The organism is Streptomyces sp. NPDC052020 (genome assembly GCF_040680575.1).
In the GTDB taxonomy this organism is placed as follows: domain Bacteria; phylum Actinomycetota; class Actinomycetes; order Streptomycetales; family Streptomycetaceae; genus Streptomyces.
In genome coordinates, this window is the sequence record NZ_JBFAWY010000015.1 from 148,639 (window position 1) to 164,211 (window position 15,573).

Genomic DNA, 15,573 nt, shown 5'->3' on the forward strand with positions numbered 1-15,573 from the left:
TCGGGGACCAGAAGTGCTCATAACTCATCGTGAACGAACAGATTCTGTCGGTGCGGCACACACGTCCGTCAAGGGGGCGGCACCGTCCTTCCCTCCCACGCGTTGCCTCGGCGGGCCGCCGTCCACCTGTCCCCCGGGACGGTGAACTGCGGGGATGTACGACGTTCCGGTCCGCTCGGGCCCGCGACACACTAGGCTTGCGTCCCAAGTGACACACCGTTCACTGTGAGTTCGTGGAGTGGCGAGCATGAGCCCGGACAACCCGTTCGACGAAGCCGACACGGCCCGGGCCGTCATCGACGACTCCGGCACCCTGCTGAAGTGGAACGAGGGCGCCCGCCGGCTCCTGGGACACACGGCGGCGGACGTCGTGGGCCGTCCCGCAGCCGAGTTGCTGGCCGTCGCGGGCCCGCACCCGCCTCTCCCGCCCGGGAGCGAACGCTGGAGCGGCACACTCGCGCTGCGCCACCGCGACGGCCGCACCCTGCCGGTGTGGGTGCTGGCCAACCGCCGGGCGGCGGCGGGGGGCCGCCCGCCCACCTGGCTCGTGGCCACACCGCTGGAAAGCAACGCCGAACGGCCGGACGACCCCCTGGTCGCCGCGGCGCTGCGGCAGTCGCCCTGCGCCATGATGGTCTTCGACGACCAACTCCGCCTGCGTGATCTGAACGACGCGATGGCACGGCTGATGAAACTGCCGCCCGCCCGCATCCGCGGTCTGCGGCCCACCGACGTCAGCGGCCGGCCGGAGAACGCGGAGATCGAGGAGTACATGCGCCGGGTGCTCGAGACCGGCCAGGGCTACGACATGGAGGCGCATCTCAAGGCGGCCGCGGAGAGCCGGGCCCACGCATGGCTGGCGCGCATCGCGCCGCTCAGGGACCCCGGCGGGCAGGTGCGCGGACTGTGTGTGATGGCCCACGACCTCACCGAGCAGCACCGTGCCCGGGAGCGGCTCCAGCTGGTCAACGAGGCCAGCGTGCGCATCGGCACCACCCTCGACGTCTCCCGTACGGCCCAGGAACTGGCGGACGTGTGCGTCCCCGTCCTCGCCGACTTCGTCAGCGTCGACCTGCTCGACGGCCAGGAGTACGGCGGGGAGCCGCCCGCCGTGCCGGACCCGCCGGTCGGCCTGCGGCGCACGGCCCACCGGTCGGTCACCGAGGGATGCCCGGAAGCCGTGGCCAAGCAGGGACAGCTGGACACCTATCCGGCCGGCACCCCGCAGGCCGACTCGCTGGTCACGGGCCGCGCCGTCGTCGCGACGATGCCCCCCGGGGAGCCGGAGGGGTGGCTGGAGTGGGACGCTGCCCGCTTCCGGCGGGCGCGGGAGTACGGCGTCCACTCCACGATGTCCGTGCCGCTGCAAGCCCGCGGCACCACCCTCGGCGTGGCGGTCTTCAGCCGCTTCCGGCGCCCGGACCCCTTCACCCACGACGACGTGCTGCTGGCCGAGGAGGTCACCGCCCGCGCCGCCGTCTGCATCGACAACGCCCGCCGCTACTCCCGCGAACGCGAGACGACCCTGACCCTGCAACGCAGCCTGCTGCCGCGCACGTTGCCGCCCACCGCCGCGGTGGAAGCGGCCTCGCGCTATCTCCCGGCGGCGCGCTCCGGCGTGGGCGGCGACTGGTTCGACGTGATCCCGCTGTCCGGGATGCGGGTCGCGATGGTGGTCGGCGACGTCGTCGGCCACGGCATCCAGGCGTCGGCCACGATGGGACGGCTGCGCACCGCCGTGCGCACGCTCGCCGACATCGACCTGGCGCCCGACGAACTCCTCACCCACCTCGACGACCTGGTGCTGCGGCTGTCGGAGGAAACCGGCGGCGACGGCACCGGCGAGGTCGGCGCCACCTGCCTGTACGCGGTGTACGACCCGGTCTCGCGGCGCTGTACCCTGGCCCGGGCCGGCCATCCCCCGCCCGTCATGGTGCCGCCCGGCGGGACGGCCCGGCCCATCGAGCTGCCCTCGGGTCCTCCACTGGGCCTGGGCGGGCTCCCGTTCGAATCCGCCGACCTGCTGCTGCCCGAGGGCACGGTGCTGGCGTTCTACACCGACGGGCTGATCGAGAACCGCCGGCGGGATCTCGACGTCGCCCAGGACCTGCTGTGCGGCGCCCTGTCCGGCGCGCCGGAATCGCTCGACGGGACCTGCGACCGCGTGCTGCACGCCCTGCTGCCGCCCGGCGGCGCCGCCGACGACGTGGCCCTGCTGCTGGCGCGCACCCGGGGGCTGCCCGCCTCCCAGGTCGCCACGTGGGACATCCCCGCCGATCCGTCGCTGGTCGCGCCCATCCGCAAGCAGGTGCTGGACCAGTTGTCCGCCTGGTCCCTGACGGAGGCGTCGTTCACCGCCGAACTGGTGGTGAGTGAGCTGGTCACCAACGCCATCCGGTACGGTGCCCCGCCCATCCGGCTGCGGCTGATCCACGACACGGCGACCCTGATCTGCGAGGTGTCCGACACCAGCCACACGGCACCCCACCTGCGCCGTGCCAAGACGTGGGACGAGGGCGGACGCGGGCTGCTGCTGGTCGCGCAGCTCACCCAGCGCTGGGGCAGCCGGCACACGGTCGAGGGCAAGACGATCTGGGCCGAGCTGGGGCTGCTCGAGGGCATGTGAGGGCCGCCCGGCGCCCCGGCCCCGTTTCTCCCCCGCTCCTGACGGCTTCCGGGGATCCGCCGGGTTTTTCCGGCCCCGGCGGCGGACACTCGACTGGGTAGGCACGTGCGTCGGCACGGGTGCGGCCGTACGCGGTGAGTCTCCTGGAGGGCAGAAGCGATGGCGAACACGTCCCCGTCCGTGCGCCGGACGGCCCTGCTGGCGAGCGCGGTGGCGGCACTGGGCGCGCTGACCGCCTGCGGCACGGACGGCGGCGCGAGCGGCGCCGCGACCGGCGGCGCGAGCGGCGCCGCGACCGGCGGCGCGACGGGAGCCGCCCGGCAGTCCCCGGTCCCGGGGACGCCCACGAGCGCCGCGAGCGGTTCCCCCGCCGGTGGCGGGGAGCGGTCGCCGTCCCCCGCCGAGCCGAGCGACACGGCGGGGTCCGCGTCCGCCTCCGCCGGGTTCGGCGGCCGCTGTCACACCTCCGAGCTGCGCGCGTCCGTCGGCCGGGCCGACCCGGGCGCCGGACAGCGGAACTTCCCCGTCGTGCTGACCAACACCTCGTCGCGTACCTGCACCCTGTACGGCTATCCGGGCGCCGCCTTCGTCGACGCGTCCGGCAGCCAGGTGGGCGCGGACCCGCGGCGTGCGCCCGGCTCCCCGGAGACGGTGACGCTGGCGCCCGGCCGGAGCGCCTGGGCCGGGCTGTCGTTCGCGAGCCCGGAGGTCAGCGGCGCCCGCGCCGTGACCCCGGCGGCGCTGCTGGTCACTCCGCCGGACGAGCGGGACTCCCTGACGGTGCGGTGGCAGGGCGGCAAGGTTCCCGTGGGCGGCGGCGAGTCCGCGGTGTCCGTCACCGTGCTGGACGCCGGCACGGGGCCCTGAGACGTGAGCGCCCGGGGCCGGGCCGCGAGGGCGCCGGCCGCCCCGTCCCACGGGTGGCCGGCGCGGCGCCCGGTCAGTGACCGGCGACCGGGTGCGGCGTGTACGGCCGCTCCAGCTCCTCGATCTCCTTGCCGGTCAGCTCCAGTTCGACCGCGGCCACCGCGTCGTCCAGGTGCCGCGGCCTGGCGGCGCCGATGATCGGCGCGGTGACCGTGTCCTGGTGCAGCAGCCAGGCGAGGGCCACCTGGGCGCGCGGGACGCCCCGCTCGGCGGCGATGCGGGTGACGGCCTCGACGATGGCGCGGTCGCCCTCCTGGTACAGGGTGCTGCCGAAGGTGTCGGTGGCGCTGCGCTCGGTGGTGGTGCCCCAGTCCCGGGTGAGCCGGCCGCGCGCGAGCGGGCTCCACGGCAGGACTCCGACGCCCTGGTCCGCGCAGAGCGGCAGCATCTCGCGCTCCTCCTCCCGGTAGAGGAGGTTGTAGTGGTTCTGCATGGAGACGAAGCTGGTCCAGCCGTTCAGCCGCGCGGTGTACTGGGCCTTGGAGAACTGCCAGGCGTACATCGAACTGGCCCCGATGTAGCGCACCTTGCCGGCCTTCACCAGATCGTGGAGCGCCTCCATGGTCTCCTCGATCGGCGTGTCCGGGTCCCAGCGGTGGATCTGGTAGAGGTCGACGTAGTCGGTGCCCAGGCGCCGCAGGCTGTGGTCGATCTCGGTCATGATCGCTTTGCGGGACAGTCCGGCGCCGTTGGGCCCGGGGCGCATCCGGTAGTGCACCTTCGTGGCGAGCACGATCTCCTCCCGGCGGGCGAAGTCGCGCAGCGCCCGGCCGACGATCTCCTCGCTGGTGCCGTCGGAGTAGATGTTGGCGGTGTCGAAGAAGGTGACGCCCGCCTCCAGCGCCTGCCGGATCAGCGGACGCGCGGCCTCTTCGTCGAGGGTCCACTCGTGCGCACCGCGGCCGGGGACGCCGTAGGTCATGCACCCCAGGCAGATCCGCGACACGTCCAGGCCGGTCGAACCGAGCTTCACATACTGCATCCTCGCCGCTGCTCCTTCGTGATCGGTACCGGAGACGAGCGTACGTGTTCGCGTGTACTCCAGGTCCACGGGTCCCGCCCGGGGGTCCCGGTCCCCTCTCCCCCGCCCGGGGTGCCGGCCCTCGGGTGCGCGTCGGCGCGGGGCGCTCAGCCGTCCGGGCCGCGCTGATGACGGCGCGGAGGGAGGGTTGGGCGTCCTGTCCGGTCAGGCGGGCACCCTACTGAAGAGGGAGCGGCCGCCCGCGCTCGCTCTCGGGCCGGGGGCCGTGGATCCGGCGCTCCTCCTCCTCGATCGGGACATCGTCGATGCTCGCCTCGCGGCGGGACATCAGGCCGTGCTCGTCGAACTCCCACAGCTCGTTGCCGTAGGAGCGCCACCACCGGCCGTCCGCGTCGCGCGACTCGTACTGGAAGCGCACCGCGATGCGGTTGCCGTCGTAGGCCCACAGGTCCTTGCGCAGGGCGTAGTCCCGCTCGCGCTGCCACTTGCGGGTCAGGAACTCGACGATGGCGGCGCGCCCGGTGAGGAAGGTGTCGCGGTTGCGCCAGACCGAGTCCTCCGTGTACGCGAGCGCCACCCGTCGCGGGTCACGGGTGTTCCAGGCGTCCTCGGCGGCCTGCACCTTCAGGGCGGCGGTCTCGCGGGTGAACGGCGGGAACGGCGGGCGGGCGGTCATGGGTCCTCCCCGGCGACAGATGGAGAACGGGCGTTCTCCACAGGGCTGCTACCGTAGGAGAACGCTCGTTCTCACGTCAAGGAGGGGTTTCCGCATGGAACTGGAGATCGCCCGGGAGCGGGCGCTGGACGCCGCCGAGGCCCTGTTCTACGGCCGGGGTGTGCAGTGCGTCGGCATGGACGACATCCGCACCGCCTCCGGCGTCTCGCTCAGGCGTCTCTACCAGCTCTTCCCGGCCAAGGAGCAGTTGGTGGCGGCCTACCTGGAGCGGCGCGACCTGCGCTGGCGGAGTCGGCTGGCGGAGTACACCGGGCGGTACGCCGAGCCGGAGCAGCGGATCCTGGCCGTCTTCGACTGGCTGGAGCGGTGGTTCGGCGAGCCGGACTTCCGCGGCTGCGCGTGGATCAACTCCTACGGCGAGCTCGGCGCCCTCTCACCACTGGTCGCGGAACGAGTGCGGGCGCACAAGCGGGCTTTCGGGCGGTTCCTCGACGAACTGGTCGCCGGGGCGGGGCTGCCCGCCGCGCTGGGCGGCCAGCTGTTCCTCCTGGCGGAGGGCGCCATGGTGACGGCGGGCATCGCGGGCGGCGCGGAGCCCGCGGCCCGCGCGCGCGAGGCGGCGCGGGCCCTGCTGCGGGCCCGGTGACGGGGCGTCACGCGGCACCTGCGGCGCCACCGTCCGCAGGCTCTCGGCGCCGTCCGGGGCGGTGGCGCGCCGGGGCAGGCCAGCCGGTCGATCCATGCCTTCAGGGACGCGGGGGACGCGGGCACCGAGCCGGACCTGCCGCCGCGGACGGCACCCGGTCCCGCCTCTTCGCTCTTCCCGCGGCCGAGGTGACGGAACGTCATGCGGCGGGCGGAGGCGGAGCGGTGGGCTGGTGGTCGCTCCTTACCTCCCCGCCGGACGGCGGCTGCCGGGGCCGGCCCGGCGGGGGCTGACGGCTCCGGGGGGATCCGAGGACGGACGGCGGACCGGGCCGGAAACCGGGCGGAACATTGCTCCGGCCGGGCAGGCATGGACCGAGGCCGGCCGGGCACCCGTGGAGTCAGGCCCCGCCGCGTTCCCCCGTCGCGGCGGGGCTTTCCCGCGCCTCCCGCGCCGGCCGGTCGGTCACGTCGAGGAAGATCTGCCCCGCCTCGGGCACGGTGTGGGCTATCGACCGCTTGATCCGTACGGCGACCTCTTCCACCCGCTCGCTGTCCAGGCCGGGCACCAGGTCGACACGGGCCGCCACCAGGGCCGAGTCGAGACCCGTCTTCATCGTGAACAGCGCCTCCACGCTGTCGATCTCCGGCTGCGCCTGGAGCAGCGCCCGGATCCGGCCGCTGGCCTCCGGATCGGCGGCCTCGCCGATCAGCTGGTCGCGGGCCTCGCGCCCCAGGCGGTAGGCGACGTACACCAGCAGGGTGCCGATCGCGAGGGAGGCGCAGGCCTCCCACACCACCTGCCCGGTGCCCATGTGCAGCGCCATGCCGGCGACGGCCAGCGTCACCCCGAGCACGGCGGTGCCGTCCTCGGCGACGACCGTACGCAGCGCCGGGTCGCGCAGGCCGCGCGTCCCGCCCTGCCGGCGCACCTGGTACAGGGCCCGCACCAGCGAGGCGCCCTCGGCCAGCAGGGCGACGCCGAGCACGACCAGGCCGGCGACATAGCCGCCGAGCTCCTCCTCGGCTCCCTTCCGGAGGGCTTCGACGCCCTGGTAGAAGGAGAAGCAGCCGCCCATCACGAAGATCCCGACGGCCGCGAGAAGGGACCAGAAGAACCGCTCCTTGCCGTACCCGAAGGGGTGCCGCCGGTCGGCGGGGCGGCGGCTGCGGCGCAGCGCGGCCAGCAGAAAGACCTCGTTCATGCTGTCGGCCACGGAGTGCGCCGCCTCCGACAGCAGGGCGGGTGATCCGGCGAGGAGACCGCCGACCGCCTTGGCGACCGCGATCACCAGATTGGCCGCCAGCGCCACCAGCACGGTGACGCGCGTCCTGCGGTCGGCCTTGGCGCCGGTGCCCCCGTCCGGGTTCCCCTCGGCATTCCCCTCCGCCACGTTCCCCTCCGTGTGCGCCGCCGCGGCCCGGGACGCTGTGCCGTCCGCCGCCCGGCGCGTCTCGCGCTGCTCCGTCTTCCGCTCCGTCTGCCGATCCGAGGATGTCCCGCTCACGTCACGCCGACTGCCCCGGCCGGACGCGCCTCACACCCTTCTTGTGAGTGGCTCACCAGTGCCGACGGCGCAAAACGGGGAACGCGTCCACCAGGGCACCCGCACGACGGGTACGACTGGGAGGTGAGGTGCATGAGTGGCGACGACCACGGCGGCGGCAACCGCGCGTACGGCAGGAGGGCGTTCAAGCGGTCCAGGAGTCACTTCGCGGACCGGATCACCGCGGACGGGCGGGACGGCTGGCCGGTGGAGCCCGGACGCTACCGCCTGGTGGTCAGCCGCGCGTGTCCCTGGGCGAGCCGGGCGGTGATCTCCCGGCGGCTGCTCGGCCTGGAGGACGCCCTGTCCATGGCGATCGCCGACCCGGTCCAGGACGACCGCAGCTGGCGGTTCACGCTCGACGCGGACGACCGCGACCCCGTCCTCGGCATCCGCTACCTCAGCGAGGCGTACGACAAGCGGGAGACCGGCTATCCGGGCGGGGTGAGCGTGCCGGCGGTCGTGGACGTGCCCAGCGGACGGCTGGTCACCAACGACTACCAGCAGATCACCCTGGATCTGGCCACGCAGTGGTCCGCGCTGCACCGTCCGGGGGCGCCCGACCTGTATCCGCCGGCGCTGCGGGACGAGATCGACACGGTGATGGCGGAGGTCTACGAAGACGTCAACAACGGTGTGTACCGGGCGGGCTTCGCCACCGGCCAGCGGGAGTACGAGGCGGCGTGCACGGCCGTGTTCGAGCGGCTGGAGCTGCTCGCGCGGCGGCTGGAGGGGCAGCGGTATCTGGTCGGCGACACGATCACGGAGGCGGACATCCGGCTGTTCACCACGCTGGTCCGCTTCGACGCCGTCTACCACGGCCACTTCAAGTGCAACCGCTGGAAGCTGACGGAGGAGCGGGTCCTGTGGGCGTACGCCCGCGATCTGTTCCAGACGCCCGGCTTCGGCGACACCGTCGACTTCGACCACATCAAACGCCACTACTACCAGGTCCACACCGGCATCAATCCCACCGGCATCGTGCCTGTGGGGCCCGACCTGTCCGGGTGGCTGACGCCGCATCACCGCCAGGAGCTGGGCGGCCGGCCCTTCGGCGAGGGGACGCCTCCGGGACCGGTCCCCGCCGGGGAGCGGGTCCCCGCGCGGGGCCGCCCCTGAGCGGTCCCGTCCCCCGCGCGTCCGGCCTGCGGCCGGTGCGCACACCGCACCTCACCGAAAACGCACCGCACACGCATCGCACACGTAACACACACAAGGAGATCCACGTGGGCAAGAGCAAGAAGAAGAAGCTGCCCCTCGCCTACCAGCCCGTCGGGTTCGTACTGGGCTGGGCGGGCGGCGCGCTGGCGGGCATGGCCTTCCGCAAGACCTGGAAGGTGCTCCGGCACGAGGACGACGCGCCCGACGCGCTCGACCCGGACCGCGGCTGGGGCGAGATCCTGCTGGCGGCCGCGGTGCAGGGCGCCATCTTCGCCGTGGTGCGCAGTGCCGTGGACCGCACCGGAGCCAAGGCCATCGCCCGCTCGACCGGGGTCTGGCCGGCCAAGGATGGCGGCGGCCGGGACTGATGCCGCCGGCGCCGGTGCCGTCCGGACCCCGCGGACGGGGTGCGGACGGCACCGGGGCCTGGGCTCGGACGGCCGCCGAGGCGGCGGGCTCAGCCCTGCTTGGGTGCCGTCGACGCGACGCGGCGCAGGGTGAAGGAGTGGCCCGCCGGGTCGGCGAAACCCCGCTCCTCGTAGGGGCCGGCCGCGTCCTTCGCCTCCAGCGGGCGGCCGCCGAGCCCGACGACTGCGCGCTCGGCCGCGTCCAGGTCCTCCACCACGAAGTCCAGGTGCGCCTGGAGGGAGTTCTCGGGCCGGGGCCAGCTCGGCGGGGTGGCGTTCACATCGCGCCGGAAGGCCATGCGGAAGCCGTCCGCCCCCCTGATCTCCACCCGGTTGGCGGTGGCCTCCGTCTCCTGCCCGCCCAGCAGCGCCTTGTAGAACTCGGCGAGCTTCTCTGGCTCGGCACAGTCGAGCACCACGACGCCCGCGTTCACCAGTGCCATGTCTCCTCCGAAGGGGTCCGGGACGCGAAGCGGCCGTGCCCCGCGCCCTGCTACCTTGCGGATATCCCGGCCCGGCGGATTCAGTCGGTCACCGGCCGCGGGTCACGAGGCACGGCCCCCGGCCGTCCGGCGCGCGGGGCGAGCCCGGTCGGGGAGCGCTCCCACGGCCACCGAGCGCTCCCCCTGTCCGGCCAACGGGCCGGCGGCTCAGCGTCCGACGGCGCAGGCGTCCCCGTTGAGGGTGAACCGCGGCGGTGCCGAGGCGTCGCCGGTGTGGTCGGCGAGGTAGCCGAGGGTGACGCTCCCGCCCGGCGGGATCGTCGCGTTGTGCTCCGCGTCGGCCGCCGTGATCACGTTGCTCAGCTGGGTGAGGTCGGTGTTCCAGTCGGAGACGACCTTCTGCCCGAACGCCAGCGGGAACCGGAGCGCCCAGCCGTTCACCGGGGTGTCACCGGTGTTGGTGACGGTGAGGTCGACCGTGGTGCCGGTGCCCCAGGACCGCACGGTGCGGTCGACCCGGCAGGTGGGCTCCTCCCGCGTGAACGACACCCGGTGCAGGCCGCCGGGAAGGTCGTTGACCACGTAGAACTCACCGTCGGCCGTGGTGCCGATGGACGTCACCTGGGTGGGCATCTGCCCGATCTCGGCCTCTTCGTAGCCGCCCCGGCCGTCCGGGCGCAGCGCCCAGACGGTGGACGAGCAGTAGTCGGTGGCGATGTACGTGCCGCCGACCAGATCGGCGTACTTCCGTCCCCGGTAGACGTGCCCGCCGATGACCGAGCAGCCGCCGGTGTACGGGGAGTACGTGAAGACGGGCTCGGTGTACTCCTCACCGGGCGGGCAGTGGCCGCCGTCGAACTTCTCCAGACCCTCGTAGCAGGACCAGCCGAGGTTCGCCCCGCCCTGTCCGGGCGCGAGATGGTCGACCTCCTCCCAGTGGCCCTGGCCGACGTCGCCGATCCACAGCGAGCCGTCGGCGCGGTCGAAGGAGAACCGCCACGGGTTGCGCAGCCCGTACAGCCAGATCTCCGGGCGGGCGTTCGCGGTGCCGACGAAGGGGTTGTCCCCGGGGACGCAGTACGGCAGCGTGCCGCAGGCCCGGCCGACGTCGATGCGCACGATCTTGCCCAGCAGAGTGTCCAGGCGCTGCCCGGCGCGGAAGGGATCTCCCGAGCCGCCGCCGTCGCCGATGCTCCAGTACAGCTTGCCGTCGGGGCCGAAGGCGAGCTGGCCGCCGTTGTGGTTGCTGTACTCGGCGTGTTCCTGGGAGAGCAGGACCTCCAGACGGGACGCGTCGAGCCGGTAGCGGGCGAGGGTGACCGCGCCGTCGGGGAGCGCGGTGTAGGCCAGGTACAGGTCCTGGCTCTCGGCGAAGTCGGGCGGGAGGGCCATGCCGAGCAGGCCGCGTTCGTTGCCCGTCTCGTCCACGGCCGAGGTGATGTCGATCAGCGGGGTGCGGGCGAGGCCGGTGTCCGGGTGGTAGACGCGGACGGTGCCGGACTTCTCGGTGATGAACAGGCGGCCCGTGCCGTCGTCGGGGGCGGCCAGGGCGGTGGGCCGTCTCAGGCCGGACGCGACCTGGGTGGCCGTCGCGCTGAGCGACGGCAGCGGCACCGTGGAGGTGGCCGCCGAGGTCCGGGGCGCGGTGGCCCCGGCGGCGGCCGCGGGTGCCTCGGCAGGGGGCGGTCCGGCGGCCTGGGAGGGCAGCGGGGCCAGGACGGTGAGGAGGGTGGCGAGCAGGAGAGGACCGGTCCAGCGGCGTCGTAACATGTCGGCTCCAGGAGCGAGGACGCTTGCACGGCGGTGGCGCTTCCATGGGCAGCAGGCACGACCGCGCCGCCGCCCGCCGGTCCGGCCGGACCCGGACGGCCGCGCCGCAGGGACGCGAGTGCCGGAACCGGCCGGGTGGGGAACCGGCCGGGCCGAAGGATCGTGGGTGCGTCCCCCAGGTGTGCCTGCCGGGACGGTAACCGCTCTCCCCCGCGTCACACCAGGCCCGTGCCGCGACTTCCGGCCAGGCGGGCGCTCGTGCACCACGTACGGGCAAGGCGGGGCACCGGCGCCACCGCCCTCCCGGCGCGGGCTTCCCTGCTCTCGGCGCGCCGGGCTCACGCGCACCGCCTCCACGGCACCGGCCGGCGTGGCAAGGGGCGTCGGTGCAGGTAGAGAGCGGATGAGTCTACGCGGCCCCGGGACGCGGGGCAGTAACCAAGATCACGACAGGGCAGCCGTGTAGATCATTTACGGCCCGGGCAGCCTCGTACCGCTTTTCGGTTCAACTTTCGAGCCGTGAAGTCGAGTTCGACAGTGCGGGTGGTCGGGGAGACCGCCCGCTCGCAGGGGCGGGGGGCTCTGCGGTCCGTCTCCCGAAAGGAAGCCCATGCAGGACGTCCGGTTCGACCTTCCCTTCGACACCCCCGTCAGCGAGCACCTGGACTACGCGCGCGAGCGCCATCTGCGCTGGGTGCGGGAGCGGGGGCTGGTGCGCAGCCAGGCCGGATTCGAGGAGTACGCGTCCTGGGACCTGCCCCAGGCCGCCGCCCGCACCTACCCGTACGCCTCGGCGGACGGCATGGTGGTGCTGATGAACTGGTTCTCCCTGGCCTTCCTCTTCGACGACCAGTTCGACGCCGGCCGGCCCGACCGGGCGGACCGGATAGCCGAGGTGGCCCGGGAACTCATCGTCACGCCGCTGCGGCCCGCCGGCGCTCCGCCGCGGGTGGTCTGCCCCATCACGCTGGCCTGGGCGGAGGTCTGGGAGCAGCTTTCGCATGGCATGTCCCTGACCTGGCGGACGCGGTTCGCCGCCTCCTGGGGGCGGTTCCTGGCGGCGCACGTGGAGGAGGTGGACCTGGCGGCCCGGGGGCTGGCCGGGTCGCTGGGAGTGGCGGAGTACACCGCGTTCCGGCGCCGGACGGTCGGCATCCACCACAGCATCGACGCCGGTGAGGCCAGCCGCGGTTTCGAGGTGCCGGCGCAGGCGATGGCGCATCCGCTGATGGAGCGGATGCGGGACCTGGCCGCGGACACCATCGGGTTCATGAACGACATCCACTCCTTCGAGCGGGAGCGGCGCCGCGGGGACGGCCACAACCTCGTCGCCGTCCTGCACCGGGAGCGGGGGTGCACGTGGCGGGAGGCCGCCGACGCGGCCTACCGGATGACGACCGCCTGCCTCGGCGAATACCTCCAACTGGAGGCCCGTGTCCCGCGGATGTGCGACGAGCTGGGGCTCGACGCGGAGCAGCGGCTCCGGGTGCGGATGGGCGTGGAGGCCATCCGGCACTGGATCAACGGCAATTACGAGTGGGCGCTGACCACCGGCCGCTACGCGGCGGTGAAACAGGGCCCGGTGGCCACGGCCGAGTCGGCCGGGCGGGGTTCGGTGGACGACCTGCTGACGGTCTGACCCCTCTGCCCCTCGGGCGCGCCCGGCCGGACCGCCGGCCGGGCGGTGGCCCGGATGCCGGGCGGGCCGGCGCGGGCCGGGTGGTCCGGCATCCGGGCCACCGCCTGACCGTCCGGACCGTCTGTCCGGCGGCCGGCCGCCGGTCAGACGGCGAACTCCACCGGCAGGCTGTCCAGGCGGTACTCCCACGTGGAGGCGGTCGAGGTGAGTTCCTCCGGGGGCACGGCCAGGCGCAGGCCCGGCAGGCGGTGCAGCAGGACGTCGACGGCGGTCTCGATGATGGCCTGGCCGATGTTCTGCCCGGGGCACTCGTGCGGCCCGGCGCTGAAGGCCAGATGGGACTGGTTGCCCTGGACGGAGACGCCGGCGTCCGGGCGGATGTCCGGATCGGAGTTGCCGGCCGCCAGGCCCAGCACCAGCAGGTCTCCCTTCTTGATCGGGCAGCCGCCCAGCTCCAGGTCGGCGGTGGCGAAGCGGCCCGGCAGCACCGCCAGCGGCGGCCTGTTCCACATCACCTCCTCCACGACCGTGGACAGGTTCAGCTGGCCGCTCACCAGCCCGGACAGCCAGGAGGTGTCGGTGAGGACCAGCTGGAGCGCCCGGGCCAGCAGGTTGCTGGTCATGGTGTGGGCGGTGATGAGCACCAGACGCAGGTGGTTGACGATCTCGTCCTCGTCGAGCCCGGCGTGGTGTTCGATGAGCCCGGTGGTGAAGTCGGAGCCCGGCTCCGCGCGCTTGCGGGCGGACAGTTCACCGAGGATGCCCATGATGCGCTCGTTGTGCGCCAGCGCGTCCGCGCCGCCCTTGATGACCAGATTGCTGGACTCGGCCAGGCGGCGCCCCTCCGCTTCGGCCAGCCCGAAGACCCTCGTGAGGACCAGCATGGGCAGGTGTTCGGCGAAGTCGGTCACCAGATCGGCGCGGCCCGCGTCGGCGAAGGCGTCGATCTGCTTGTGCGCGAAGTGCGTGGCGTGGCGGCGGATGCCCCGGCCGGCGACGGCGTTCAGGTTGTCGGTGACCGCGGCGCGCAGCCGCTGGTGCGGCTCCCCGTCCTGCGAGACGCAGTCGGGGCGCCAGCCCACCATCGGTATCAGCGGTGAGCTCTCGTCGATCCGGCCCTCGCGCCAGTCCCGCCAGATCCGTGAGTCGCGGCTGAACTGGAGGGGGTTGTCGAGCACCCGGCGGTTCTCGCGGTAGCCGAGCACCAGCCAGGCGGGGACGTCGCCCTCCAGCAGGACCGGGGCGACGGCGCCGTACTCCTTGCGCAGCCGTGCGTACAGGCCCTGCGGGTCGGTCGCCGCCTCGGGACCGTACAGGCGCGGGGTACCGCCATGGGCGACCGGGCAGCCGCCGGCGGCGCCCGGGCCGGGAGTGGTCTGGTCGTTCATCGGGGCTCCAGGGCGACGGCCGGGCGGTCCTTCAGATGACGTATGAGGGTGACGAGCACGTCACGGCTGGAGGCCCGGTCGCGCGCGTCGAAGGACACGACCGGGATGTGGGGGGCGATGTCCAGGGCGTCCCGGATCTCCTCGACCGGGAAGCGCCGGGAGTCGGGGAAGACGTTCAGCGCGATGACGAACGGCACGTGCTGCCGCTCCATCTCCTCGATCGCCCGGAAACTGGACTCCAGCCGCCGGGTGTCGACGAGCACGACCGCGCCGAGCGCGCCCTTGAACAGCCCGTTCCACAGGAACCAGAAGCGCTCCTGGCCCGGGGTGCCGAACAGGTACAGCATCAGCGTGTCGTTGAGGCTGATCTTCCCGAAGTCCAGGCTGACGGTGGTCTGCGTCTTGTCGGCCACGCCGATGAGGCGGTCGACGTCGGCGCTGGCCTGGGTGAGTGTCTCCTCGGTGGTGAGCGGTTTGATGTCGCTGACCGAGCGGACCATGGTGGTCTTCCCCGTGCCGAAGCCGCCGGCGATCATCACCTTGACCGAGCGGGTGTCGCCGGCCGTGGGCCGGCCGGGCCGGTCAAAGCCGTTCAAGTCCACTGAGTACCTCCTCAAGGAGCGCGAGGTCGGGCCCGCGGCCGGCGTCGTGTGCCGGAATGGGGTCGCGGGCCTCGATGCGGCCCGCGTCCAGCAGGTCCGACAGCAGCACCGCGAGAATGTTGAAGGGCAGGTGGAGGTGGGCGCCGAGTTCGGCCACCGACAGCGGATCGCGACAGCGCCGGAGGATCTCCGCGTGTTCGTACTGCATGCCCGGTAAGGGGGCGGCGCGGGCGACCACGAGCGTCGCCACGTCGAGGCTCGACGCCGAACCGCCCGGTCCGCTGCGCCCGCCCGTGAGGACGTAGTAGCGCTCGAGACCGGACGGGTCCGTCGGCCGGCGGGGAGCACTCATCCAGAGTGCTCCTCCAGGCGCGGCGTGGTGCCGAGCAGCTCGCCCATCCTGCGGGCCAGGTCCCTCATCTGGTGCCCCAGCAGGCCCTGGTCGAGACCCTCGCGGGCGAGGACACCGAGATACGTCTCGACGCCCGCGCGGACGACGAAGAGATGGCCTCCGTCGACCTCGATCATGGCCAGCCGCAGCTGCCCCGCGTGGCCGGGGAACTGTTCGGCGACCGGCTGGGCCAGCGCCTGAAGACCGGCCACCACGGCGGCGAAGCGGTCGACGTCGTCGGGGTCCTCGGCGCCATAGGACGTGATGGCCTTGCCGTCGCTGGAGGCGACGAGGGCGAAGCGGATTTCCTGGATGCTCTCCACGAGATCGCGGAGCGCCCAGCTTACGTCGGTTCCCTGGTACGTCATG

15 protein-coding genes are annotated in these 15,573 nt (G+C 73.4%); 6 read left to right on the forward strand and 9 right to left on the reverse strand.

Translation table 11 applies throughout. The annotated features are described in order from the left end of the window. Positions 1 to 247: 247 nt before the first annotated feature. Positions 248 to 2,626, forward strand: a complete 2,379-nt coding sequence (locus AB0L74_RS18180; protein WP_365652587.1) for a SpoIIE family protein phosphatase — start codon at positions 248 to 250, stop codon at positions 2,624 to 2,626. 159 nt (positions 2,627 to 2,785) lie between these two features. After that, a complete protein-coding gene (locus AB0L74_RS18185; RefSeq protein WP_365652590.1) occupies positions 2,786 to 3,493 on the forward strand; it encodes a DUF4232 domain-containing protein in 708 nt (235 codons plus the stop codon). 73 nt (positions 3,494 to 3,566) lie between these two features. Here AB0L74_RS18185 and AB0L74_RS18190 read toward each other — a convergent pair whose 3' ends face one another. Both AB0L74_RS18190 and AB0L74_RS18195 read right to left on the reverse strand, forming a co-directional pair. Then, entirely contained in the window at positions 3,567 to 4,535 is a 969-nt protein-coding gene (locus AB0L74_RS18190) for an aldo/keto reductase (RefSeq protein WP_365652593.1), read from the reverse strand. 217 nt (positions 4,536 to 4,752) lie between these two features. Then, positions 4,753 to 5,211 carry a nuclear transport factor 2 family protein gene (locus AB0L74_RS18195; RefSeq protein ID WP_365652596.1) on the reverse strand — a complete coding sequence of 153 codons (459 nt, stop codon included), beginning with the start codon at positions 5,209 to 5,211 and terminating at the stop codon, positions 4,753 to 4,755. Positions 5,212 to 5,305: 94 nt separating this feature from the next. Here AB0L74_RS18195 and AB0L74_RS18200 point away from each other — a divergent pair, with 94 nt between their 5' ends. Further along, positions 5,306 to 5,857: a TetR/AcrR family transcriptional regulator gene (locus tag AB0L74_RS18200; RefSeq protein WP_365652599.1), complete on the forward strand. Its 552-nt coding sequence runs from the start codon at positions 5,306 to 5,308 to the stop codon at positions 5,855 to 5,857. 400 nt (positions 5,858 to 6,257) lie between these two features. Here the strand turns inward: AB0L74_RS18200 and AB0L74_RS18205 are convergent, their stop codons facing one another. Continuing rightward, the gene (locus AB0L74_RS18205; protein WP_365652603.1) at positions 6,258 to 7,250 is read right to left on the reverse strand and encodes a cation diffusion facilitator family transporter; all 993 of its coding nucleotides are present in this window, start codon (positions 7,248 to 7,250) and stop codon (positions 6,258 to 6,260) included. A 246-nt stretch (positions 7,251 to 7,496) separates the two neighbouring features. Between AB0L74_RS18205 and AB0L74_RS18210 the strand changes: the two genes are divergently transcribed. Beyond that, a complete protein-coding gene (locus AB0L74_RS18210) occupies positions 7,497 to 8,522 on the forward strand; it encodes a glutathione S-transferase C-terminal domain-containing protein (RefSeq protein WP_365652606.1) in 1,026 nt (341 codons plus the stop codon). Between the two features lie 107 nt (positions 8,523 to 8,629). Continuing rightward, entirely contained in the window at positions 8,630 to 8,932 is a 303-nt protein-coding gene (locus AB0L74_RS18215) for a DUF4235 domain-containing protein (RefSeq protein ID WP_365652610.1), read from the forward strand. Positions 8,933 to 9,021: 89 nt separating this feature from the next. Here the strand turns inward: AB0L74_RS18215 and AB0L74_RS18220 are convergent, their stop codons facing one another. Beyond that, positions 9,022 to 9,414, reverse strand: a complete 393-nt coding sequence (locus AB0L74_RS18220) for a VOC family protein (RefSeq protein WP_365652613.1) — start codon at positions 9,412 to 9,414, stop codon at positions 9,022 to 9,024. Positions 9,415 to 9,621: 207 nt separating this feature from the next. After that, positions 9,622 to 11,184 (reverse strand): PQQ-dependent sugar dehydrogenase, encoded by a 1,563-nt coding sequence (locus AB0L74_RS18225; RefSeq protein WP_365652616.1) that lies wholly within the window; start codon positions 11,182 to 11,184, stop codon positions 9,622 to 9,624. A gap of 610 nt (positions 11,185 to 11,794) precedes the next feature. On the opposite strand from AB0L74_RS18225, the gene AB0L74_RS18230 reads away from it, so the two are divergent. Further along, positions 11,795 to 12,823: a 7-epi-alpha-eudesmol synthase gene (locus AB0L74_RS18230; protein WP_365652620.1), complete on the forward strand. Its 1,029-nt coding sequence runs from the start codon at positions 11,795 to 11,797 to the stop codon at positions 12,821 to 12,823. Between the two features lie 143 nt (positions 12,824 to 12,966). On the opposite strand, the gene AB0L74_RS18235 is transcribed toward AB0L74_RS18230, so the two are convergent. From AB0L74_RS18235 to AB0L74_RS18250, 4 genes are read right to left on the reverse strand one after another with little or no spacing between them, the layout of a single operon-like run. Next, positions 12,967 to 14,211, reverse strand: a complete 1,245-nt coding sequence (locus AB0L74_RS18235) for a cytochrome P450 (RefSeq protein WP_365652623.1) — start codon at positions 14,209 to 14,211, stop codon at positions 12,967 to 12,969. After that, positions 14,208 to 14,813 carry an ATP/GTP-binding protein gene (locus tag AB0L74_RS18240; RefSeq protein WP_365652628.1) on the reverse strand — a complete coding sequence of 202 codons (606 nt, stop codon included), beginning with the start codon at positions 14,811 to 14,813 and terminating at the stop codon, positions 14,208 to 14,210. Before AB0L74_RS18240 ends, AB0L74_RS18235 begins: the two co-directional genes overlap by 4 nt. Continuing rightward, the gene (locus AB0L74_RS18245) at positions 14,794 to 15,165 is read right to left on the reverse strand and encodes a DUF742 domain-containing protein (RefSeq protein WP_365652631.1); all 372 of its coding nucleotides are present in this window, start codon (positions 15,163 to 15,165) and stop codon (positions 14,794 to 14,796) included. The genes AB0L74_RS18240 and AB0L74_RS18245 overlap by 20 nt, the downstream gene beginning before the upstream one ends. Continuing rightward, positions 15,162 to 15,572, reverse strand: a complete 411-nt coding sequence (locus AB0L74_RS18250; RefSeq protein WP_029384842.1) for a roadblock/LC7 domain-containing protein — start codon at positions 15,570 to 15,572, stop codon at positions 15,162 to 15,164. The genes AB0L74_RS18245 and AB0L74_RS18250 overlap by 4 nt, the downstream gene beginning before the upstream one ends. Position 15,573 lies beyond the last annotated feature (1 nt).